At 62.4% G+C, this 22975-nt stretch carries 7 protein-coding genes and 1 pseudogene; 1 reads left to right on the top strand and 7 read right to left on the bottom strand.

Annotation, left to right across the window (positions count from 1 at the left end):
- Positions 1-84 precede the first annotated feature (84 nt).
- From BEN30_RS08265 to BEN30_RS08235, 7 genes are all read right to left on the bottom strand, one after another.
- On the bottom strand, positions 85-321 hold the full coding sequence (locus BEN30_RS08265; protein ID WP_069957873.1) for a hypothetical protein: 237 nt from the start codon (positions 319-321) through the stop codon (positions 85-87).
- Positions 318-1688: an HlyD family type I secretion periplasmic adaptor subunit gene (locus tag BEN30_RS08260; protein ID WP_084005275.1), complete on the bottom strand. Its 1371-nt coding sequence runs from the start codon at positions 1686-1688 to the stop codon at positions 318-320. Before BEN30_RS08260 ends, BEN30_RS08265 begins: the two co-directional genes overlap by 4 nt.
- On the bottom strand, positions 1681-3366 hold the full coding sequence (locus BEN30_RS08255) for an ATP-binding cassette domain-containing protein (RefSeq protein WP_069957872.1): 1686 nt from the start codon (positions 3364-3366) through the stop codon (positions 1681-1683). Before BEN30_RS08255 ends, BEN30_RS08260 begins: the two co-directional genes overlap by 8 nt.
- 9 nt (positions 3367-3375) lie before the next feature.
- Positions 3376-18852 carry a Calx-beta domain-containing protein gene (locus BEN30_RS08250; RefSeq protein WP_069957871.1) on the bottom strand — a complete coding sequence of 5159 codons (15477 nt, stop codon included), beginning with the start codon at positions 18850-18852 and terminating at the stop codon, positions 3376-3378.
- Between the two features lie 3 nt (positions 18853-18855).
- A complete protein-coding gene (locus tag BEN30_RS08245) occupies positions 18856-20208 on the bottom strand; it encodes a TolC family protein (protein ID WP_069957870.1) in 1353 nt (450 codons plus the stop codon).
- A gap of 260 nt (positions 20209-20468) precedes the next feature.
- A complete protein-coding gene (locus BEN30_RS08240) occupies positions 20469-21449 on the bottom strand; it encodes a helix-turn-helix transcriptional regulator (protein WP_069957869.1) in 981 nt (326 codons plus the stop codon).
- 275 nt (positions 21450-21724) lie between these two features.
- Positions 21725-22228: a transposase gene (locus BEN30_RS08235; RefSeq protein ID WP_069957868.1), complete on the bottom strand. Its 504-nt coding sequence runs from the start codon at positions 22226-22228 to the stop codon at positions 21725-21727.
- A gap of 615 nt (positions 22229-22843) precedes the next feature.
- Here BEN30_RS08235 and BEN30_RS17925 point away from each other — a divergent pair.
- A pseudogene (locus BEN30_RS17925) lies at positions 22844-22975 on the top strand (transposase); the annotation flags it as partial.

The following is a 22975-nucleotide window of genomic DNA, read 5'->3' as shown; positions in this document are numbered from 1 at the left end:
GTTTTTTGGCTTAATAAAGGAAAATCATACAACCTAATTCAAGCCAAGCACCACCCGTGGGGGCAGGGCTTTTCGGGCGCTGACTCAGGCGCGGCGAAACAGGCGGCGGTCCAAAACAACAGATGCCGCAATCGTCATTTCCCTGTCTGCGCAACCGCCATCCAACCTCACATGGGTAGGTAGGCCCATTCTTCTATAAACAGCGCGTACGGTCCAAATTCCCCGCTTCTTTCCTGGTCCTACGAACAGGTCGCCAATAAGAATTTCAGTCTCGGCTTCCGATCTGCTTTTAAAGACCTTGCCAAATGTCAGATCCATCATCGCTCGCTCAGACCGTTTTTCAGGCTGCCAAGGAATGGATCAAGGACATATCTGAGGACCGAGCGGCTGCCCGTCACGATCGATGCCTCGACCTCGACTCCGGGGCGCAAAGAGTAGCGTGCGACATCGTCGGCGAAGGCGTCGGCCGCTGGAGCGATCCGGACAAGGTAGAACGGCTGCTGGTCCTGTTCCGCGATGCTGTCGGGGCTGATCTGGGTGACCTTGCCGTCCAGAGGGCTGAAGCCGCGCCCAGCCGTGGAAACCAGTTGCAAGCGTGCCCGTTGACCGGGGCGTACGAAGCCCACCTCGCCGACAGGCAGGCGGACCTCGACCACCAAGCGGTCGCCGCCGGGCACCATGCTCAGCACGGTGCCGCCCGGAGCAACCACTCCTCCTTCCGTCACCACGTAAAGGGTCATCACGGCGCCGTCAATCGGAGCGCGGATCGTCGTGCGCGCACGGCTGTCGGCGAATTTCCTTACCCGCTCGCTGAATTCGGCCAGTTCGCGGCTGGTTTCGCCCAATTCCTTGCGCAATTGCTCGTCCTCGCCTAGACGAAGAGATTGCAGCGCCACGTTTTCCTGTTCGAGAGCGGCTTTAAGGCGCCCAAGAGCGGCGCGCGATTCCGCAATCCCCCCCCGCAGACTTTGCTCTTCCTTGCGCAGTTCCAAATGCTCGTACTCGTTCATCAACCCCTGGGAGAGAAGCTTTTGGTTGATAGCGACCTGCTCCGACAGGATCTTGTGACGGCCGACGGAGTGGCTGAGCCGGGTACCGATCTCGGCGAGTTCGGCCTCCCTCTGCTTGATCTTGAGTTCCTGCTCCGAAACGGCGCTGATCAAACGGTCGCGTTGCGCGCGGAACATTGCCCGCGCGCTCGCTATCTGGTTGGGATAGGTGGCGATCAGTTCCGCGGGAAACACTAGACCTTTGGCGCCATCCAGTTGGGCCTGCAAGCGGATGGCATTGACCTTCAACGTGCCGATGCGGGTTTCGATCTCCTGAAGGTCAGCTTCCGAGGCGGTGCTTTCCAACTCGACAAGGGGCTGACCAACCTTCACCACCTCGCCTTCCTTGACATGGATCTCGCGGACGATGCCGCCTTCAAGATGCTGGATTCGTTTCATCTGTCCCGCGGGAACGACCTTGCCGGGCGCATGTGCCGCGATATCCAGCTCAAACAGGGCCGCCCACACGGTGAACAGCAGCATGGTGAGGGCCGTCAGACGGACGAGGCGTCGTTCTCCCCGAACCTGCCCCAGTTCCGGGGAGTCGCCGGCGGTTAAATAGGCAACGGCCAGCCGAATGCGGGGATGATCAGCCCAGGTTTCCAGCCGGTTCCAGATGGCGTGCAGGCGTTCATGCATGTTCGGGTGCCATCTCAGCGGGAGCCCCAGCCGGAGCCGTCACCAGCCGGGGTGTCGGCTTTTGGTTCAGGTCCAGCACCATTTGGGCCGCCCGAATGATGAAATCATCCTTCGTCATGGCGATGACCGTGCAACCGCGACGGACCATTTCGTTCAATTGACGCGCGATGGCTTGGCAGCCTTGCGCGTCCACGCCCTCGGTTGGTTCGTCCAGGATGACGACGCGACCGCCCCCGGCAAGGCCACGCACCAGTGCAAACCTGCGCCGGATCCCCAATGGCAGCGTGGAGCCTCCTCCCCGCAAGGGCATGTCCAGGCCATCAGGTGACGAGTCCAGGAACCCGCCAAGATCGAGGCCATTACACAGGTCGAGCAAGGTCGCGTCATCCATGTCCGGTGCAAGCACGGTCAGGTTCTCCCGGACCGTGCCGTCAAAGAAGATCGGCTCCTGCGGCAGATAGACGAGCTGTTGCCGCCACCATTCGGGCACGAGATGCCTAAGGTCCATGCCGTCCACCTTCAGATGCCCGCGATCCGGCTCCAGCAAACCGGTGAGAAGCTTGGCGAAGGTGGTCTTGCCGGTGCCGTTGCCACCCACCACGGCCATCACGCCACCGGCCTGCAAGGTGAAATTCAGCCCTTCGAATAACGGCAGGGGGTGACCGGGGAAGCGGAAAGACAGGTCAACCGCCTGCACCTCTCCCTTCAACGTTCTCGGTACGCTGCCCTGCTGACGCTCGGTCGGCAGCTTGGCCATTGCGTCCAACTGGCCGATGGCATGCCGGGCCTTTTCCAGCGGCTCGGCCAGTTGCGCGACGCGGCCGATGCTGGCCAGCGCGCGGGTTCCCAGGATGGACGCGCCGATAAGGCTGCCGACGTTGAGATCGCCGGCAACAACTTCGCGCGCGCCCACGGCGAACAGGCCGATGGTCAGGACTGTCGTGGCCGATTGGGTCAATTGCTGCACCAAATTCTGATGACGTTGGACTAGCCGGCGAAGGGCTGAAAGGTCCTCTTGCCCCTCTTCCCACCGGCGTTGCAGTCCGGAATAGCAGTTGAAGGCCCTGATGGTTTCACCGCCCCCCGCAAGGAACTGAGCCAGCCCGCTGGTGCGCGCCGAATGCTTCACCATCTCGGCCGCAGGTTCGGCCATGCGCCGCTGAATGACGAAGATTAAAACCGTCAGAACCAGGGCCACGGCCAAGGCAAGCAGACCAAGGATGGGACTGAGCAGCGACAACGCGAAAATGAACAAAAGCGCGAAAGGACCGTCAAGAATGGCGGCCAGATTGCCGCCATTAATTCCTTGCTGGATCGTCACCAAGCCAGCCAGGGCCTCGCGGCGCTGCCCCAGGGGAATTTGCTCGAACAACTGGAAGCGCGCCGTTCCGAACGCGGTGAAGGCAAGCCCGGAATATTCACGTTCGATGCCGCCGCAGAACAATTGCGCCATGCGCAGACGGGCCTGACGCAGCCAGAATTCCATGATCACGGCGATGGCGGCGCCGATTGTCAGCGTCACCAGCGTGGCGTCCACGCCCTGACCAAGATAGCGGTTCATCACATGGATCGAATAGACCGACGACACCAGTGCCAGCAGATTAATCAGAACGGAGGCGAGCGCCAACTCTCCCCCGAACCTCGGTGTTGCCCACATGCGGGCGATCAGGAGCTTCATGAGCGGATACTACAGCGCAGCATGAGGCTGAATGATTTCGTCGGTGTTGCCGGTGGCGGATCCGAAATCGTTGAGGGCCGCGATTTCCACCATGCCCGAGCCATCAGCGCCGCTATTGGTGTCGGCGTCATAATAGAGCCGGGCCTGGCTGCTGCCGTCATTGATCAGGAAGAACGCCGCGCCCGAATGATTGCCGTTGGTCATCGCCGCCTCCAAATCGTCCAGTTCGCCGGAGCTTCCCGTCCCGAAGCGGAACGTGCCTGAGGCAAAATCAAGACGGTAGAAGTCGGAATCGGCATGTGCCGTTATGGCGGACAGGGCATCGGCCAACCCTCCCGAGGAAGCCAGGGAGGCGACATCGATGGCGCCGCCGCCGGCACCGATATTGCCGAAGGCCGACGCCACGTAGGTGATGCGGTCGGTGCCGCTGACGAAATCGAGGATGGTGTCTCCGCCTTCGCCCGGCGCTTCGTAATGGAACAGGTCGGCCCCGGCCCCGCCGGTGAGGACGTCATAGCCCTGGCCGCCATGCAACAGGTCGTTGCCCGCCAGCCCATCCATATTGTCGGGCGACGAGGTGCCGATCAGGCGGTCGTCCGCCGCCGAAGCCGTATCGTCGGCGGAGATGGTCGCATCCGCCGTGGCATCGACGATGACGATTCCGGCCCCGCCGCTGATGGTCATGCGGAAATGCTCGGTGGCTTCCACGTCGGTGTCGCCCGCCACCTGCACGGTGATTTGCTTCGTGGTCTCGCCCGACGCGAAGACCAAAGAACCCGTCGGCAGGACGCCGCCCACGAAATCCTTGGCGTCGGCGGCCGAGGCCCCCAAGCCTGTAAGCGCCCAATTGACGGACTGGACGGCTGTCGCGTCGCCTGCCCGCGTAATGTTAAAGATGAAATCCGTGGCGGCGGCGGTGCCGCCCTCGGCCAAGCTGGCCTGATTGACCGCCACCGAAAAGCCGCTGTCGTCATCGACAATGGTTCCGTCGGCGGTTCCGGTCAGGATCGAGGCCCCGGCCGCCGATATGCTGACCCGGAAGGTTTCGTCGGCCTCGGCCACCGTGTCGGCGGCCACGTCCAGCGTGATCAGCGTGCTGGCGACGCCTGCCGCCAGCACCACGCTGCCGGTCATGGCGCTGCTGAAATCGGCCGCGTTGGCCGCGTTGCCGCCGACGCCGGCCACGCTGTAATTAACCGTCACGGCATTTTCAGTCGAGCCGGTCCGCACGACCTTGAAGGTATAGGGCGTCGCCGAGGAGCCGCGCCCCTCGGCCTTATTGGCCGCCACCGCGACGATGGACAGGCCGATGTCATCGGCCACGATGGTTCCGCGCGCGCTGCCGGAAACCGGATTGACGCTGACATTGGCGCCCGGATTGATCAACTCGACATCGAAGTTCTCGGTGTTCTCGGCTGTGGTTTCGCCGGCCACCTGAACGGTGACGGTCTTGGTGCTTTCTCCCGCCGCGAAAGTCACGCTTCCGGTGGGCAACACCCCGCCCACGAAATCGGTGCCATCGGCTTGCGCTTCACCGGCACCGACGACCCGCCAATCCACCGAAGCAGTCCTAGTGGTGTCCCCGGTCCGGGTGACCTGGAAGGTCAGGGCGGTGGCGCCGCCATTGCCCTCGGCAGCGCTGGAGGCCAGGGTGTTGATGGCGATTTCGCTGTCGTCGTTGCGGATGGTGCCCGAAGCGGTGGCGTTGGTCACCGTGCCGCTGACCGCATTAGACAAGGTGACGGTGAAACCTTCATCCTGGCCCGCCGTGGAATCGCCCGCCACGTTGAGGGTAATCGTCTTCGTGGATTCACCATCCGCGAAGTTCAGGCTTCCCGTGGGCAGGGCGCCGCCCGCGAAGTCTGCTCCGTCGGCCCAGAAATCGCCGGATCCGGTGACCGCCCAGTCCACGCTGGACGCCCCCGAGGTCTGGCCCGACCGGGTGACGGTGAAGGTAAACGGCGTCGTGCCGCTATCGCCTTCCGCCTTGTCCGCCGACGTGGCGGCGATGGACAGTGCCGTGTCGTCGTTGTTGATGGTCGTCTGTGCACGGTCAAGGATGATGTCCGCCCCAACGGCGCTACTAAGCACCACCGAGAAGGTTTCGTCCTTTTCGCCGACACTGTCGCCGACAACGGTAACGTTGATAGTTTTGGTGGTTTCACCGGTGGCGAAGGTCACGGTTCCCGATGGCAGGTAGCCGCCGAAATCCAGTACATCGGCGGCATTGGTGCCGCTGCCCTGGACCGCCCAGGCCACCGAGGAAACGCCCGCCGTGCTGCCGGTGCGGGTCACGGTGAAGCTGAAAGTGGTATCACCGCTACCTTCCGCCTTGCTGGCCTGATCGGCGGCGATGGACAAAGCGGGATCGTCGTTGCGGACGGCTCCATCGGCCGTGGCGCCAATGATGGTCGATCCGAAACTGGCGTCCGAAAGGGTGACGCGGAAGGTTTCGTCGAATTCGCCCACGGCGTCGCCCCGAACCGGAACCGTGACCACGGCGCTGCTTTGGCCGTCGGCAAAAGTGACCGTGCCCGAGGTGGTGACGAATTCGGCCGCCGCCAACGGGTGATCCCCGATCCCCGCAGCATTCCAGTTCACGCTGGCGGCGCCATCCAGACTGCCTGTCCGGTCGATGCGGAAGGTGAAATTAGTGGTCGCCGAGGCTGCGCCTTCCTGCTTGTCGGCATCCACCGCCACCACGGCCAGTGAATCGTCGTCATTGAGGATGGTGCCTGTCAAATTGTTGGCTGCGATTTCGGCGTTGCCCGAAGGCGACGACAGGCTGAGGGTCAGTGTCTCATTCGCTTCGTGGCTGCCGTCATTGGTCACGGTGAACACGATCTGCTTGACCGTCTCGCCCGCCGCGAAGGTGATAGTGCCCGACGGCAAGCCGCCATTGGTGCCCAGGACATCCTGGTTGCCCGAGAAGTCCGCCGCCGAAACCGGAGATGCGCCACTGCCGGAAACCGCCCAGTTCACCGTGGTCACGCCATCGGAGCGCCCGGTGCGGGTGACGGTGTAGACGAGTTCGCGGAGTGCGGCGTTCTCCATGATCGACACGGTCGTGCCGGTCAGGGTCAGGTCGATGTCATTGTCGGTGATCGTGCCCGAGGCTTCGGCACCGGTGATCACGCTGCCCGCTCCGGGATTATAAAGCTCGACGGTGAAGTTTTCGTTGGACTCAACCGTGGTGTCGCCCCTGAGCGCCAGCGTGACGACCTTGCTGGCCTCGCCGTCGCCGAAGGTGACCGTGCCCGAGGTGGCTACGAAGTCGGCGGCGTCGGTGCCGCTACCGGCCTTGATCCGCCAGCCGGTGGTGGACGTGCCGGCAAGGCTGCCCGTGCGGGTGACGGTGAAGGTCAGGGCTGAGGTGCCGGAATCGCCTTCCACCGCCGACAGGGAGCTGGCGGTTATGGCAAGGGTGTCGTCGTCATTGGCAATGGTCGCATCGACCGCGGTGGTCCCAAGGGTATGGACGCCCGTGCCCGTGGGATTGGCGATGGTCACACGGAACCCCTGGTCGGGCTCAAGAACGTTGTCGCCCAGGACGGTGACGGTGAAATCCTTGGTGGCCTGCCCATCGACGAAGGTCACGCTTCCCGTCGGGAACGCGCCGCCGAAATCCTCGATGGTTGCAGCATCGGCCCCTTGGCCGGCCACCGACCAGTCCACGGCGCCAGCGTTCAGGCCGCCATCCCGGGTGACGCGGTAGGTGAAGGTGGTGCCGGTGGCGTCACCCTCAACCTGGGTCGCGGCGGAGACCAGCGACAAAGACCAGTGGGTGTCGTCGGAGCGGATGGTTCCTGCCGCACTGGACGTGATGATGTCGGCGCCCGCCGATGCGTTGGACAATTGGACGGTGAAGTTCTCGGACGCTTCCACCGAGACGTCACCCTGAACGGTGACGGTTATGGTCTTCTCGGTCTCGCCCGAGCCGAAGGAAACGGAGCCGGTCGTCGTGCCGGTGAAATCCGCCCCTTCGGTGGTGCCGTGGACCAAGGCCCAATCCGCCGTCACCGAACTGGTGGTGTTGCCCGAACGGGTGACGCGGAAGGTCAGGTCGGTGGTGGTGGCGGCACCGCCCTCGAACTTCACGGCATCCAAGGCGGCGACCCGCAGGGAGGCCTCGTCGTCGGTGATGGTGGCGTCGGCGGTGGTGTTGGTGAACACCACGCCCCCAGGCCCGCTCAGGGTCAGACGGAACCCTTCATGGGCCTCGCCCGCAATGTCGCCCAGCACCGGCACCGAGATGGTCTTGTTGGTATCCGTGGCGTTGAAGGTGACGGTGCCGGTCGTGGCCCCGAAATCGCCGGTCGAGGCCGGATCGGCACCGATTCCGGCCACCGTCCAAGTCAAGGTCTGGCTTCCGCTCAGATTGCCGGCGCGGGTGACGACGAAATTGAAATTTGTCGTGCCGGCATCCCCCTCCAGCATCGCGCCGGGCGAGGCGACGGCGAAGACGATGTCGTCGGTGCGGATGGTGCCGGTGGCCGTCGCGGTGCTGATGGTCACGCCGGCCGGCGGGTTGGACAGGGTCACGCTGAAGGCTTCGTCGCCATCGCCCGTCACGTCACCCTGGACATTGACGGTAACGGTGGCCGTGGCCGCCCCGGATGCGAAGGTCGCCACACCTGTCGGCAGCGCACCGCCGCTGAAATCGGCGCCGTCCGCCTGGGCCGACGTCACCGCCCAGTTGATGGAGGCCGACGTGCCCAGATAGCCCGTACGGGTGATGGTGAAGGTAAACGGGGTCTGGCCGGAATTGCCTTCGGCCTTGTCGGCATCCGTCGCGGCGATGGCCACCGAGGCGTCGTCGTTGGTGATTGCGCCGGTGGCGGTGGCGGTCACGATGGTGGCGTTGACCGGATTGGACAGCGTGACGGTGAAGCCCTCGTCGGTCTCGACGACGGAATCGCCGGCCACCGTCAGGGTGATCGTCTTCACCGATTGGCCGTCTAAGAAGTTGACCGTGCCCGAGGGCAGCGTACCGCCGCTGAAATCCGCGCCAACCGCCGGGTTGGCACCACTTCCGGTTACCGCCCAATTCACGTCGGAGGTGCCGGAGGTGTTGCCGGTCCGCCGGACGGTAAAAGAATACGTTGTATCGCCATGCCCCTCGGCCTGGGTCGCCACCACCTGCTCGATGGCGATCGCCGCGTCGTCGTTGCGGATCATACCGCCGGCGGTTGCCGTGGTGATGGTGTCGCCGGTGGTTCCGGCACCGCCGGAAATCACCACGTTATAGGCTTCGTCGCTTTCGGCCACGCCGTCATCGGTGGGCGTGATGGTGATGACCTTGGTCAGTTCACCGGGGGCGAAGGTCACGCTTCCCGACGGCAGCGAACCGCCGAAATCGGCCGCGACGGCGCCATCAGCGACGCTTTGCACCTGCCAAGCGATAGTCTGGCTCTGGGCGGTGGAGCGATCGCGGGTGATGGTGAAGGTCTGGCCACCGGCCCCTTCCAGCCTGTCGGCCGAGGTGGCGGCGATGCTGAACGACGCGTCACTGTTGAGGATGCCGCCGGCACCGGAATTGTCGAGCACTTCGTCGACGTTGGTGAAACTGCTGAGAAGGACCGAGAAGGTCTCGTCGTTCTCCAGATTGTTGTCGCCGGCCACGGCCACCGTGATGGTCTTCGACGATTCGCCGGAAGTGAAGGTCAAGCTTCCCGAAGTGGCGCCGGTGAAGTCCGCCGCATCCGTGCTTTGGTGGTTGACCGCCCAGTTCATGGTCGAGGTGACGGTCAGGTCGCCCGAGCGGGTGACGGTGAAGGTGACATTCTGCGACCCGCTGTCGCCCTCGGTGACGGCGGCGGCGTCCGAGATGGCGATGCCGGTGTCGTCGGTGGTGATGGTGCTGCTTGCCGTGCCGCTGCTGATTAGACCAAGGGACGGATTGGACAGCGTCACCTGGAAGGCTTCCGTGTTTTCGGCGGTGATGTCGCCGCGAACCAGGATGCTGACGGTCTTGGAAAACTCGTTGTTTCCGAAGGTTACCGTGCCGGACGGCAGCCCGCCATTATCGCCCAGGGCATCTGAGGTCGAGAAATCGGTGGCATCCGCCGGATTTCCGCCGGTCCCGGCCACCCGCCACTGCACCGTCGATACCCCGGCATAGCCGTTGGCGGCGCGGGTGACGGTGTAGGTGTAGGTGGCGGTCTGGCCCTGATCGGTCTCCACCTGCGCGCCTTGGTCGGCCACGATGGCATAGGTGGTGTCGTCGTTGGTCAGGGTACCGCTGACGTTCATGGTGTTGGACAAAGTGTTGGCATTGTGCCCGAAGCGGACGCTGGTATCCGTATTGGTGAAGGTCAGGGTAAAGGTTTCGTTGTTTTCGATCGTGGTGTCCGAGGCGATCACAGGCAGGGTGAGCACCGGATTGGCGCTGCCGCCCGGCACGGTGACGGTTCCGCTCATGCTGGACCAGTCGCCATTGGCGGTGGTGCCGTTGCTCAGCGTATAGGACAGGGTGATGTCGGTATCCAGCCGGCCGTGGCGCACCAACGCGACCGAAATGGACTTTGTCCCGCTGTCGCCTTCGCTGATCGAAAGGGTCGGGGTCGAAATGCCTTCCTGTCCGGAAACCCACAGGCGGGTATCGTCGTTAAGCAGGGTGATGGTCAGCGGATCGTCGGCGGCATTGGTGGTCGACGGATTGTTGTCTGTGTCAACACCCGCCGAGCCGTAATCCTCGCTGGAATAGGCGCCGCTGTCGCCGGCATAGGTGGAAGTCCACGGCCATTCCGTGGTGTCCCGCGGCGACAGGATCGAGAATTGGAATGCGTCGTCGCTCTCGACATTGACGTCGTTTGCGAAGGTGACGGTGACGGTCTTGGTGGTTTCGCCGGTACCGAAGGTGACCGTTCCGTAGTAATTGCCGGAACTAAGGTTATGATTGGCAATCGATGAGTTTCCGGTAACCGACGTCACGTCTTCACGGTAGGAAATTTCTCCGCTGTCGCCCGGATCCATGTTCTTGATCTCCCAGCCCACGGTGATGGGATGGTTGATCGATCCGCCATTGGCTGCCGCGCGGGTCAAGGTGAAGGTCACCGTGTTAGCCGAATCGGTGCCCTCGTAAAGACTGGTCTTGTCGGCTGCCACCGTGATCAGGTTGCCGGGTTCGTTGTCGAACACCCAGGCCGAAGCCGAAGAGCCCAGGATGGTCGGCGTCTCTTGGTCGTGCTGGGGCTCGCCCAAATCCACGTTTTGGGCATTGCTCAGATTGATTTCGACGTATTCCCGCCAGCTTTCCGGCAATATGTCGCCCAGGATGGGAAGGGTGACCGTCTGCGACGTCTGGCCGTTGGTGAAGGTCAAGGTGCCGCTGAGGGTGCGGGTTCCGGCATTCCAGGCGGGCGTGCCCGTGGTCGAGCCGACATTGTTGAGATCGACGTCCGACGGATCAAGCTTGTACCATTCGCCAGGAGTATCGATTGCCTCGTTTCCGGTTTCTGAACCGGGGAGCGTAATGCTCCAATCCACCGTGTCGGTGCCACGGGTGTCGCCGTCTCGGGTAATGGTGAATGCGACGTTTGCAGAGCCGGTATCAGGCTCGTCCACGGTTCCGTTTGACGCCACCGAGAACACCGTATCGTCGTTGACGATGGTTGCGCTGCTGTATTGAGAGGAGATGCTGCTGCCACCGCTGGGATTTTCCACGTAAACGTAAAAGTTTTCCCCGAACTCGCCGATATTGTCAGTGGCGATGCTGAAGGTCGCATAGGCGTTGGCTTGCCCATCGGCGAACGTCACGGTTCCGCTGGGATAGCCGCCCTTGGTTCCCAAGGCGTCCTGCCCCGCCGCCCAATCCTCGGCATTGGTGGACGAAGGCTGCACATACCAGTCGAAGGATGCGGTCCCAGATGTGCTGTAGATGCGGTCGAACCACCACGTCACCGTAGTCGTGGCCCCGCTGCCGCCATCAGAGGCCGTGTCGCCCTCGGTTATGGAGTTCTGGATCGATTGCGATCCTATGCTTTCCACCGCGCCCTGGCTGCGGATGCCGGATTCGTCGCGCAGCAATTCGCCATAGACTGTGCCGCTCCACGAGTCCACCGAGGCCGCACCGCCCGATTGAGCGTACAACTGGAACCACTCGTCGTCTTCCACCGTATTGTCGCCGGTGGCGGTGACGGTTACTGTCTTCGAGGTTTCTCCAGCGGCGAAGGTCAACAACGTGTTGTTCCCAAACGTAAGGGAATCGGTGCCGCCGGCTTGACGGCTGACGACAGCCGAAGTGAAATCGTCACTGGATGCCGGATCCTCCAACAATCCTGCCGGATCGTACGCGCCCCAATACAGATTGAACGTTGCTTCGCGGGTCGATCCAGACCGGGTGATGGTATAGCTATAAGTGTCGGTTTCCCCAGTCTTGCCCTCGGCCTTGGACACTGTGCCGCCGGAAACGACAATTCCGGTGTCGTCCTCCAACACGGTTCCGCTGGCGGTTCCCGTGGTGCCGACGCTGGTGCCCGCGTTTGCACCGCTCAGGGTGACGGTGAAGCTTTCATCGCTTTCGACAGAATTGTCGCCGTTGACGTTCACCGTCACGGTCTTCGATGTCTCGCCCGAGGCGAAGGTGATGGAGTTTGCGCTAAGGCTGTATTCACCAACGCTCAAGCCGCCCGACACGCCCACATTCACCGTGGAAATCTGGCTGGTGTTGCCCGTCCGGGTGATGGTGTAGCTATAGGCCACCGAGCCGCTATCGCCCTCGGCCTGGGTCAGGGACGTAGTCCCGGTGAAGTTCAGTTCGGCATCGTCGTTCTGGATGGTGCCGCCGGCTGCCGACCCGCCAACCACGGTGCCGGTCGATGGACCGGACAATGCGACCTGGAATGTCTCATTGTTTTCCAGAGCACTGTCGGCGGCGACCTGGATGGTGATGGTCTTGGTCGTCTCGCCCGAGGCGAAAGAGACCGTGCCGCTGGGCAGTCCGCTATTGTCGCCGATGCCGTCGCCGGTGGAAAAGTCAGCCGCGACCGGGTCGTTGGAGCCCGTTCCCGCAACCCGCCACTGGACGGTGCTGGATTGGGTCAGGAAGCCGGTGCGGGTGACTTCGAAGGTGAAGGGCACCGTTCCGCTGTTGCCTTCGGCCTTGTCGGCCAATTGGGCGGTGACCGCCACCTGGGCGTCGTCATTGGTGACGGTGGTGGTGGCGCTGGACGTTCCAATTATGGCCCCCGTCGAGGGCGACGACAGGGAAACGGTCAGGACCTCGTCGGTCTCGACGGTGGTGTCGCTGGCAAGATTGATCGTGATGGTCTGCGACGTCACGCCGTCGGCGAAGATTAGGGTGCCATTGGGAATCTGGTCGCCGACGAAATCGGCGGTCTGCATTCCGCTTGCCGCCCAATTGACGGTCTTCGACCCATGAGCCGGCCCGGTGCGGGTCACGGTAAAGGTGACCGCGCGCGCGCCGGAATGCCCCTCGGCCACCGATGCCGCGTCGGCTGCGATGGCGAAACTGTCGTCGTCGCCGATGATGGTGGTGCTGGCGGTGGCATTGGTGATGGTGCCGACGCTGGCGCCGTTGATGGTCACCGACAGCGTCTCGTCGTTTTCTACCGTCGTTTCGCCGGCGACGCCGATGGTGATGGTCGCCGTGCTTTGGTTGGACGCGAAATTCAAGGTGCCGCTGGGCACGCTGCCGCCGAAATCGGCCGCGTCGATGCCGTTGCCTGCCTGCGCCGCCCAGGTGACCGTCGCGGCTTGGCTGAGGTCACCGCTGCGGGTTACCGTAAACAGCGCATTGGACGAACCCGAATGGCCCTCGGTATGGTTGGCCGAATTGGCGGTGATGGCGAAGGACGAGTCGTCATTAGTGATCGTGGCCGAGGCGGTCGCCCCGGTCACCACGCCCTTGGATGGTGAAGACAGCGTCAGGGTGAAGGTCTCGTCGGCCTCCACCACGGTGTCGCCTACTACGTCAACCGTCACCGTCTTGCTGGTCTCGCCGACACCGAAAGAGAGTGTCCCCGACGGCAAGACGCCGCCCACGAGATCGGCCCCAGAACCGCCATTGGGCGAGGTCAGCGCATAGGCAACCGTGCTGGCTTCGCTGGTGTCGCCGCTACGTGTGACCGTGAAGACCATGGCGGTGGTGCCCGAATTGCCCTCGGCCCAACTGGCCTGATTGGCGGCAACCGAATAGGTCACGTCCTCGCTGCGGATGGTCCCCGATGCCTCGGCGGTCACGATGGTCTGGGGGGTGTTGTCGGCCAGCTTGGCGTTGGACAATTGGACACGGAAGTCCTCGTCGGTCTCCACAGCCGTATCGCCAGATACCTGGATGGTCAGCGTCACTTGCGACTGGTTGGCCGCGAAGGATACGGTTCCAGACGGGAAACCGGACGGGAAGTCGCCCGCATCCGCGCTGTTCCCCGACGAGGCCGTGAGCACGGCGTAATCCACCGTCGCCGCGCTGGAAACATTGCCCGCGCGGGTCACCGTGAAGGTGAAATCGGTGGTCCCGCTATTGCCCTCGAACTTGACGGCATCAAGGGCGGCGATGGCGAAACCGACATCGTCGTTGGTGATGGTCGCCGTGACCGTGCCCGTCACTACCTCGACGTTGCCGCCGGGATCGGTCAAGGTGATCTGGATCGTCTCGTCCGTCTCGACCGCGTTGTCGCCCTTGACGTTGAGGACGATGTCCTTGGTGGTTTCACCGGCGGCGAAGATGACGGTGCCGCTGGGAAGCCCGCCATTGTCGCCCAAGGAATCCTGACCAGGCTGGAAGTCGTTGGTATTGGCCGTACCCCCGGTCATCCGCCATTGCGCGGTGGTGGCGCCATCGGTGCGACCGGCGCGGGTGACCGTGACGGTGATTTGGCTCGTCGTCGAATCCGCGCCTTCCGCGACGCTTGCCCCGCTGCCCGGAAGCGCCAGCGACGTGTCGTCATTGACCACGGTGGCCGAGGCCGAAGCCGTGGTGATGTACGTTCCTGCGCTGGGCGCCGACAGGGTGACGGTGACGCCTTCGTCCAACTCCACCACATCGTCGCCCGACAGCGCCAACGAGATGGTCTGGGTGGTGACGCCGGGATTGAAGGTTACGGTGCCGCTGGGCAACGCGCCGCCGAAATCGGCGGCATTCACGTCGCCCGACAAGCTCCAATTGGCCGTCGAGGTCCCTGCGGTGTTGCCGCTGCGGGTGACCGTGAACTGAATGGTGGTGCCGGAACCGCTCGCCCCCTCATTGACCGTTGCCGCCACCGCCGCGATCGCCAAGCCGGAATCGTCGCTGACGATGGCGCCGTTGGCGCTGGCGGTCTGGATGTGGGCGTTGCCGCTGGCGTTGGACAGGGTAACCGTGAACGCCTCGTTGGCTTCCACCTCGGTGTCGCCCAGGGCTTGGAGTTGGATGGTCTTGCTGGTTTCATTCGCCCCGAACGACAAAGTGCCCGAGGTCACGGCGAAGTCCGAAGCATTCACCGCGCCGCCGACGGTCCAATCCACCGTGGTGGCGCCCGTCACGATTCCCGAGCGGGTGACCGTGAAGACATGGGTCTTCGAGCCGCTGTCGCCTTCGGTCAAATTGGTCGTGGTCGCTGCGATTGCCAAGCCGGTGTCGTCGTTACGGATGGTCCCGTTGGCCGAGGCGGTTCCCAGCGTGGTGCCGGCGCTGGCGCCCGACAGGGTGATGGTGAAGGCTTCGTCGGATTCGTTGGAATAATCGCCGGCCACATTTACCGTGATGGTGCGCGACGTGACGCCGGGATCGAAGGTGACCGTTCCGTTGGTGGCCTGGAAATCCCCGGCACTGGCCGGGCTGGCGCCTTGCCCCGCAACTGTCCAGTTGGCGGTCGAGGTCGTCGATGTGTCGCCCGTGCGGGTCACCGTGAAGGTCAGCGCGGCACCGCCGCCGACACCACCCTCGGCGGCATCTGCGCTGGCCGCCGCGATGGACAATTGGTCATCATCATTGGTGATGGTGGCCGTGGCGCTGGACGCGGTCGAACTGAGCAGCGAACCGACGCTGGGAGAGGACAGCGACAGAGTGAATTGTTCCGCCGCCTCGATGATGCTGTCGGCGGCGACGTTCACCGTCACCAGCTTCTCGGTCTCGGTGGCCAGGAAGGTCAGGGTGCCGCTGGGCAGAGTCCCCCCTTGGAAGTCCGATGCGCTCGCGGCGTTGGCGCCGCTGCCGGCAACGGCGTAGCTGACGGAATCCGTCCCCGACGTATCGCCGCTGCGGGTGACACGGAACGTCACCTGGGTGACGCCAGACTGGCCCTCGGCAACGCTTGGCGTGTCGGCGGCAACGGCGAACAGGGCGTCGTCGTTGAGGATCGTGCCGACCGCGTCGTTGACGATGACCTGCGAGCCGATGCTGGCGTTGGACAGACGGATGACGAAACCTTCATCCGCTTCAACCACGGCATCGGTGGTGATGGGAAGGGTGACGAGAAGGCTTTGTTCTCCCGGTGCGAAGCTCAGGCTTCCCGACGGCAGAACGCCGGCGACAAAATCGGCCGCATCCACGCCGTCGGCCCCGGTTGCGATTACCGCCCAATCCACGGTGGAGGAATTCTGGATCACCCCCGAACGGGTGACGGTGAAGGTCAGGACGGGGGCGCCCGTGTCGCCCTCGGCCTTCACCAAGTCGGTGGCCGTCACGGTCAGGCCGATTTCGTCGTTGACCACCAGACCGCTGGCGGAATTGGTCAGGATCGCCACGCCCGTTTGCGTCGTCGACACCACCACTGCATAGCTTTCGCTTTGCTCGTAGGTCAGGTCGCCTTGCGGGGTGAACGAGATGGTCTTCGACGTCTCGCCAGTAGCGAAGGTCACCGAACCGGTGGGAAGCGTGCCGCCGAAATCGGTGGCGTTGACCGGGTTGTCGCCGGTGCCCTGAACCGACCACGACACCTGGACGCTTTGAGCCAGATTGCCGCCACGGGTAATAACGAAGCTGTGGGCATTGCCGGTCGTCGCCGTCGCGCCCTCGACCTTGACCGCGTCAAGGGCATGGATGGCGATGGTGGAATCGTCCTGCCGAATGGTGCCGATGGCGGTCGATGTCAGGACAGTTGAATTGCTGGACGGGCTGAGCAGCGCGATGCGGAAGCCTTCCTGGCCCTCGATCTGGCTGTCGCCCGAAACGGTGACGGTCACCGTCGCAGTGGCCGCGCCGGCGGCGAAGGTCACGGTTCCACTGGGCAGCGATCCGCCGAAATCGGCCGCATCCGCGGGCGCCTCGCCATGGGCCTGAACCGCGTAATTGACGGTCTGCGCAGCGGAAAGGTCGCCCGCGCGGGTCACCAGGAACGTAAAGGCCGTGTTTGTTCCGCTGCCTTCATTCTTGTCGGCGGAAATGGCCGTGATCGAGAACGACGAATCGTCGTTGCGAATCACTCCCGTCGCCTCGCCCTGCAACACGCGGGCACCGGCTGGAGGGTTCGCCAGAAGAATGGCGAAGGATTCGTCACTCCCCCGCTCACTGTCGCCAACCACATTGACGGTGATCGTCTTCGAAGACTCGCCAGCCTGAAACGACACAGCCCCGCTGGGAAGTCCACCGTTGCTGCCCAAGCCGTCCTGCCCTGCCGAGAAGTCCGAGACATCCGCGAAGCTTGAACCGACCTGAATCAGCCGATAATCGATGCTGGCCGGGGCATCTACGCCAACTGATCGGGTAACGGTGAAGGTAAAGGGCGTCGTCTGCCCGACTGCGCCTTCGGCCTTATCGGCCGAAGCGGCTGCGATGGAATATCCGCCCGTATCGTCGTCGGCGAACGCCATCTGAGCGCGCCACTGGGTGCCGTCCAGAGTAAGATTGCCGTCAGGAGAATGCAGCTCGAAGGTGACGGTGGCGTTGTCCTCCACCACGTCGTCACCGGGAACTGAAACGGTAACCGTCTTGCTGGCCTCGCCATTGGCGAACTGCACCGTGCCCGATGGCAGGGTGCCTCCGAAATCGGCCGCGTTCAGGCCGGTCACGCGCCAGCCCACGCTGGCGGCTCCGCCGTCTTCGGTGCGGTTGACGACGAAACTCAGCACGGTGGCTTGGCCGGTGGTGCCCTCCCGCGCCGAAGTTGCGGCGGCGGTCACCCAGACGATACCGTCATCGTTGCGCACGGATGCATCTGCGCTGATTCCCGATTGAGCGAGGACCATTTTCCCTGAAGGCGCGCTAAGCGTAAGGGTGACGACCTCGTCTTGTTCGATGAACCGGTCGGCTGCAAGGTTTAACGTGACCGTTTTGACCACCTCCCCCGCGCCGAAGGCGACCACACCGCTGGGGATCGTCCCACTGGCGAAGTCGTCGGCGCGAAGGCCCGAGGCATTCCACGAGACACTTCCCGCGGCATAGCCGTTGCTGCGCTCGACCTGGAACGTCACCGTGCGCGGCACGCCCGCACCGCCCTCGAAAACCGTCTGCCCGGGGCGGACGCCAACCACTGCGTCAGGGTAACCAACCACTGCCTTAGGGGAAGTGGTATTGGTAACGGGGGGGGCGTCCACATTGCCCAGCGGCTGCTGCCCCGGCTGGGTGAATTTGCTGACCGTCGGCTCAACGATGACCTGCCCGCCGCCGACCTGATTAAGATTTTGACCGGTTGCCTCCCTGGATCCCCGGATGATCTGGGCCGCATCCTTGCCGGCATTCGCATGGACAGGATCGCCGGCGGGAGCGAATAACGTCCCTCCCACGCCGAGCTTCTGGCTCACGAACTGCCCGACCAGTGCCGTATTGGACATGCCCGGATCGACACCCAGGGATTGCGACGTCTGGCGCGCCCCCAGTGAAACCTGACTATTGCCGTAGGTGGCTAAGCCTGACTGCGTCTGCTGGTCAAGATTGCCGGATGAAATGGGTGGCGCCAAATCATTATTCGTCGGACGAGCGCCCCCGTTGCCTCCCGTCGCATCACCGCGGGTTTGTGGAAGCCCCCCTGGCGGTTCCGGTTGCGGCGGCGTCCCCCGTTGCGAAGCCGGGGCGAAGTCGGTCTGGTTGGCGCGGACGTCGTTCAATCCGTCCTGCCCGATTCCCTGCATCAGGGCCGACGACAACGCCTCGCGCGCCTTAATGGCCGTCAATTCTGCTGCGGCTTCGGTTGCGCCGGTGCGCAAGGCTTCCTGGCGGGCGGCGTCCGCCGCATCGTTCAATGCCGCATTGATGTCGGCGCCGGTGCCGCGCGCGGCCGAGAAGGTGTCCCTGGCGGCCTGCAGCGCGGCTTTATCCGTTTCGGTGTCGGCATTCTCTTCCGGTGCCGGCTGGCCCTCAACAGCTTCCGCCGGGGCCTCGCCCTCCGTCAGCGCGTCCTGCTCGCCCGTCACGCCCTCCCCGGTCGCTCCTTCCCCGGTGGGCGCGTCCTGCCCTTGGGTTTCAGCCGCCTGGGCAACCTGTTCCCCCGCATGACTATCAGCGTCCGGCGTTCCAGTATCTTCCGGGGCCGAAGCTTGCTCTGAATTTTCAGTCACTTGGCTTTCCCCATCCTGGATCATATTGTCGGCGCGCGATTGGTCATTCATGGCTTACCTCGTCGAATCGAATTGCGCCGGCAGCGGGCTGTTCCGCCCGGGAAGTTCGTGCAACTTGGCTAGGTCCTCGCGGATGAACGACACGTCCAATTGACCAATCGCCTGCAATAGGGTGAATGCTGCGATGGAGAGGTCATAGGTCGTTGAAATATAATCGCTTTGCGCATTGATCAGATTGGTTTCGGCGGTAAGGACATCCAGCAATGTGCGGCGGCCGACCTGCCGTTCCTGGCGAGCGATCTCAAGGAATTGCGAGGCGATATTCATCTGGTTGGAGAGGTTTTCCATGTTCTCCTTGGCGGTCTTCAGGTTGCGCCAGGAGATATCGACCTGTTCAATGACCAGATTGCGGGTGTCGTCTTCACGACGACGGCTGGCCAGCAATTCCTTGGCTGCCGCCTCCACCGCAGCCACGCCGCCAAGCCCAACATTAAACGGCAGGGTGACTTGCAGGACGGCCTTGCGGTTATCCACCATCCCAACGGTACCGTCGCTGTTGGAATTGCGCCCGGCTTCGCCGATAAGTTCAATTCGCGGGGCGAATTCGCCAGCCGTGGTGCTCCACTTGCGTTCGCGGATCGCATCCGACCGCAATTGCCCCAGGGCGATCTGAAGATTATTTTTCAGTGCCAGATCGTGCGCGGCTTCGCGGGAAACGGGCAGATGTTCCTCGGGGAACGCCATGGCATCCTTATAGGAGAGGCGATCGGCTTGGCCACCGAACACGGCCTTGACCCGGGCCTGCGCCACATCAAGCGCGCCTTCAGCGCGCACACGCCGCGCGCTGGCCCCGGCCAGTTGGGCCTTGGCCTGAAGGACATTGGACGCATAGCCCTTTCCGCTCTCGACCAGGGCGTTCTCCAATTGGGTTTGCTCACGGATATTTGCTTCCGAATCGCGGGCAAAACGAAGCACTTGGTGGGACCGCTGGACACTGATGAAAGCGGTCAGCGCTTCCAGGAGCAGGCCCTGACCGACCGCCTTGTAGGCGACCTGATTCTGCGCGGTGACGGCCTCCGCTTCCGCAACTGACGAAGAAGATTTGCCGAAATCGTAGACTAGCTGCGTGATTCGCGCGGACGAGGTCCGGGCGTCATAGAACCGCGTTGCTGCATCGGGCTTTTGGTAATTCTGATAGCCCTGCGAGAATGTCAGATCCAGTTGCGGGGTCCATGCCTTGCGCCAAGTTTCGGAAGCTCGATCGCCCGCAGCTTTCCAATCGGCTTCAGCCGCAGCCAAGCGGGGACTGGAGTTCATCAGGTCCGCCAACACCAAGCTCAAGGGATCGGCCTTGGCCGACGATGAACTCGCCATAATGGCGACAAATAGCACCACAGATGCAGCCATAGGGCACAAATCTAGGGAATCGCGATTATTTGCGGTAGCCTTGTTAATGTAATTGAACCGGACACTCGGATGGATCATCCCCTTGGCCCCCTATGGGATATTACGCAGAATTTTCTGCTGCATATTATCAGGGCGGGCAGGGGACAGTTAGGTCTGCTGGATATGAGAGTTGGTCAAAACAGTATGCATGTACGCTCGAATCTGTGCGCACCAGAGAAGGGCTGGTATTTGTCTGGCGCGCCTCGGAAAAAGGCGGCCTGTCAATCCTTGTTTTTCCAACGGCCGGGTGACGTGCCGAACCTGCGGCCAAAGGCATGGACGAAATTGTTGGGATGCGAATAACCCAACATGTAGGCGACCTGTTTTACGGACAATTCACCGCTATCAAGCATGGTCCGTGCCATATCCAAACGCCACGCCACCATGCATGAAAAAACCGTCATTCCGTATGCGTCTTTGAAGATGGCATTCAACCGCCGTTGCGAGACTCCCACCTGGGCGGCCAAGCTTTCGACCGACGGCGGGTTAAGCAAATCGGCCATAAAAATATCCCGCGCAAGTCCCGCCTTGCGCGCGTCGGCGGAAACCACTCGCCGGACCTCGCTTGGGATACCATCATCCAAATCGCCGAGCGCCACCGCCAGCGCCTCAATTATCCTGCCTCTGCGATAGAGTTCAGAGAAGGGGCCGGCGAATGGAGCGTGCCGGATATCCCTCACCGCACGCAGCAATACCGGCGAGACGCGCGGGGCCGCACAGAAAAAGTCAGGGCGGCCACTCAAAGCGCGTTCAATCCGCGCGCCCAAATATTGCGCCCCCACCATTTTTCGTAATTCGCTGCACGAAACCTGCAAAACGAACGCCTCATTGACTTCATTAGGGCGATTCCACAATGCATGCTTAGCCGTTGGGTCCAAGAGATACAGCCCGTACCTTCCCTGGCTTTCAACGATATCATCGGACAAGATGGTCCTGACGTGGCCGCTATCGACGACCCGGATCATTAGGCTGGGTTCATCCGCAAAAGCAGTGTCTGGATTAATATCGGCGTAGAAGGTCGCTGGCTGATGCAACTCGCCCCTGTAGTGAAATGCGCACACTCCCGATCCTGCGGAAATTGGTGAAATGGCTTCCCAGCCCACTTCTTTCGGCAAGGGCACTGGACATTCCGGCACCAAATCGTTGCTCGATGCGCCGTTTTCGAGTTTCCATCGAACAATCCAAGGAAAGTCGTTCGTCATTCAAACCGTTTCTCTCATCATCGTAGATGTGCCGCTCGTGCGGTGGGTCTTGACAGGGCAGCACTCTGCCGAGAGTTCTGATTGATAAATCAGCAGACGATACACATCTTCCGGCTTGTGTGCAACTACTTACCACCCTTCAATTTTCTAATCGCATAGACTGACCTCGCACCAAACCGCCCAAAGGGGTGGAATGGGGATTGCCATGGCGCCACATCGTCGGAGGAAGCGCAAACCTAGGCGGAATACCGAGACAAGGGAACGCAGGGCTTGTTTCAGAGTCCCCTTTTTAAGCCGTCAACGACGGCTTGAGTTTCCGCAAACATACCGCAGGATGTTGCCCAGTAAAGAGCCATGCTCATAATTAGAATCAGGCGCTCCATGCGATCAGGCTTTTGGATTTGGCTTTGCATGAGACCGAAGCCTCGGGATTTAAAGTCCGAGAACATATTTTCGATCCCCCAGCGCATACCATAATCAAGCGCCGTATAAGCCGAAGGCGCGGCGTCCATGGCGATGATCCACGGCTCCTTGTGGCCTTTCTCGTGCAACACGCCGATGTTGGTCTTCACGCCGCTGCCGTAAAGTTCAGCGCCTTTTACACCATTTGGAATATGAGTAGCGACTTCCCCCGTCGTGATTTCGGCACCTTCGTGGCTAAGCGTCAGGTTGCCCTTCAGTCGAATCCGATACGACCATCCGGCCTTCTGGCACCAGTCGATCAGCTGCGCCGTGCCGTAGATCCATAAAACATGGGAATTGGTTTCCGATGGGGACAACCTGTCGCCGCCCGCCCTGAAACATCTCAAGAAGAGAAATCTGGAGGCGCTCCATGCGATGGGTGGGCGCGAGCGGTTGCGGCATGTCCAGGCGTGGCATTTTGTCTTTTCCATCGCGGAGGATGGAACGGAGGAGGGGGTGGAGCGCAAGTTACGAAATGCGGTGCGCGTCACCGTAGATGGGGCCTTCACCGCCAAGGGGTTTAAATCCGTGTGGGGTATTCACCAAAACCATACGGACCACATCCATGCCCATGCTGTCGTCAGGGCATTGTCGGACTTCGGCGGGCGGCTGCATAGCGACATCCACGGGGATTTTCTGCATGCGCTGAGGTTGCGTTTTGCGGAGAATTTAAAACTTGCTGGTCTTGACTACAATGCCACTCGGCGCGTGGACCGCCAGTATACGCGCGAACGCATTCTGGCCGGCTATGAGCCCTTGCATGACGATCAGAGTCCTTGGCGGGAAGGCAAAGCCCATCGCGACCCTTATGCAAATTTGAAAACGTGGCCTTATTATTTTGGAGACCGGGCTGTTCAAAACATGGAGCGCATCGAAGACGCCAAGGCGATGGTCCGACAGCTTGCTGAGGAAGCGGACATTCAAGAAAGGATGAGCATATTCCCCGCAGCTGGGTGGTCGAACGCACGTTTGCATGGCTTGGCCGTTGCCGCAGATTGGCCAAAGACTGGGAGCAAACCATCGCCAGCGCTGAAACATGGCTGCTCATCGCTCACATACGGCGC

The sequence above is a fragment of the Magnetovibrio blakemorei genome (assembly GCF_001746755.1).
GTDB classification, from domain to species: Bacteria; Pseudomonadota; Alphaproteobacteria; order Rhodospirillales; family Magnetovibrionaceae; genus Magnetovibrio; species Magnetovibrio blakemorei.
This window is presented reverse-complemented; position numbering and strand designations above follow the sequence as displayed.

What these genes read in the sequence shown, in the direction of transcription:
- BEN30_RS08240 (WP_069957869.1), bottom strand. Translation starts at nt 21,449, where the DNA reads ATGACGAACGACTTTCCTTGGATTGTTCGATGGAAACTCGAAAACGGC.
- BEN30_RS08260 (WP_084005275.1), bottom strand. Translation starts at nt 1,688, where the DNA reads ATGCATGAACGCCTGCACGCCATCTGGAACCGGCTGGAAACCTGGGCT.
- BEN30_RS08255 (WP_069957872.1), bottom strand. Translation starts at nt 3,366, where the DNA reads ATGAAGCTCCTGATCGCCCGCATGTGGGCAACACCGAGGTTCGGGGGA.
- BEN30_RS08245 (WP_069957870.1), bottom strand. Translation starts at nt 20,208, where the DNA reads ATGGCTGCATCTGTGGTGCTATTTGTCGCCATTATGGCGAGTTCATCG.
- BEN30_RS08265 (WP_069957873.1), bottom strand. Translation starts at nt 321, where the DNA reads ATGATGGATCTGACATTTGGCAAGGTCTTTAAAAGCAGATCGGAAGCC.
- BEN30_RS08250 (WP_069957871.1), bottom strand. Translation starts at nt 18,852, where the DNA reads ATGAATGACCAATCGCGCGCCGACAATATGATCCAGGATGGGGAAAGC.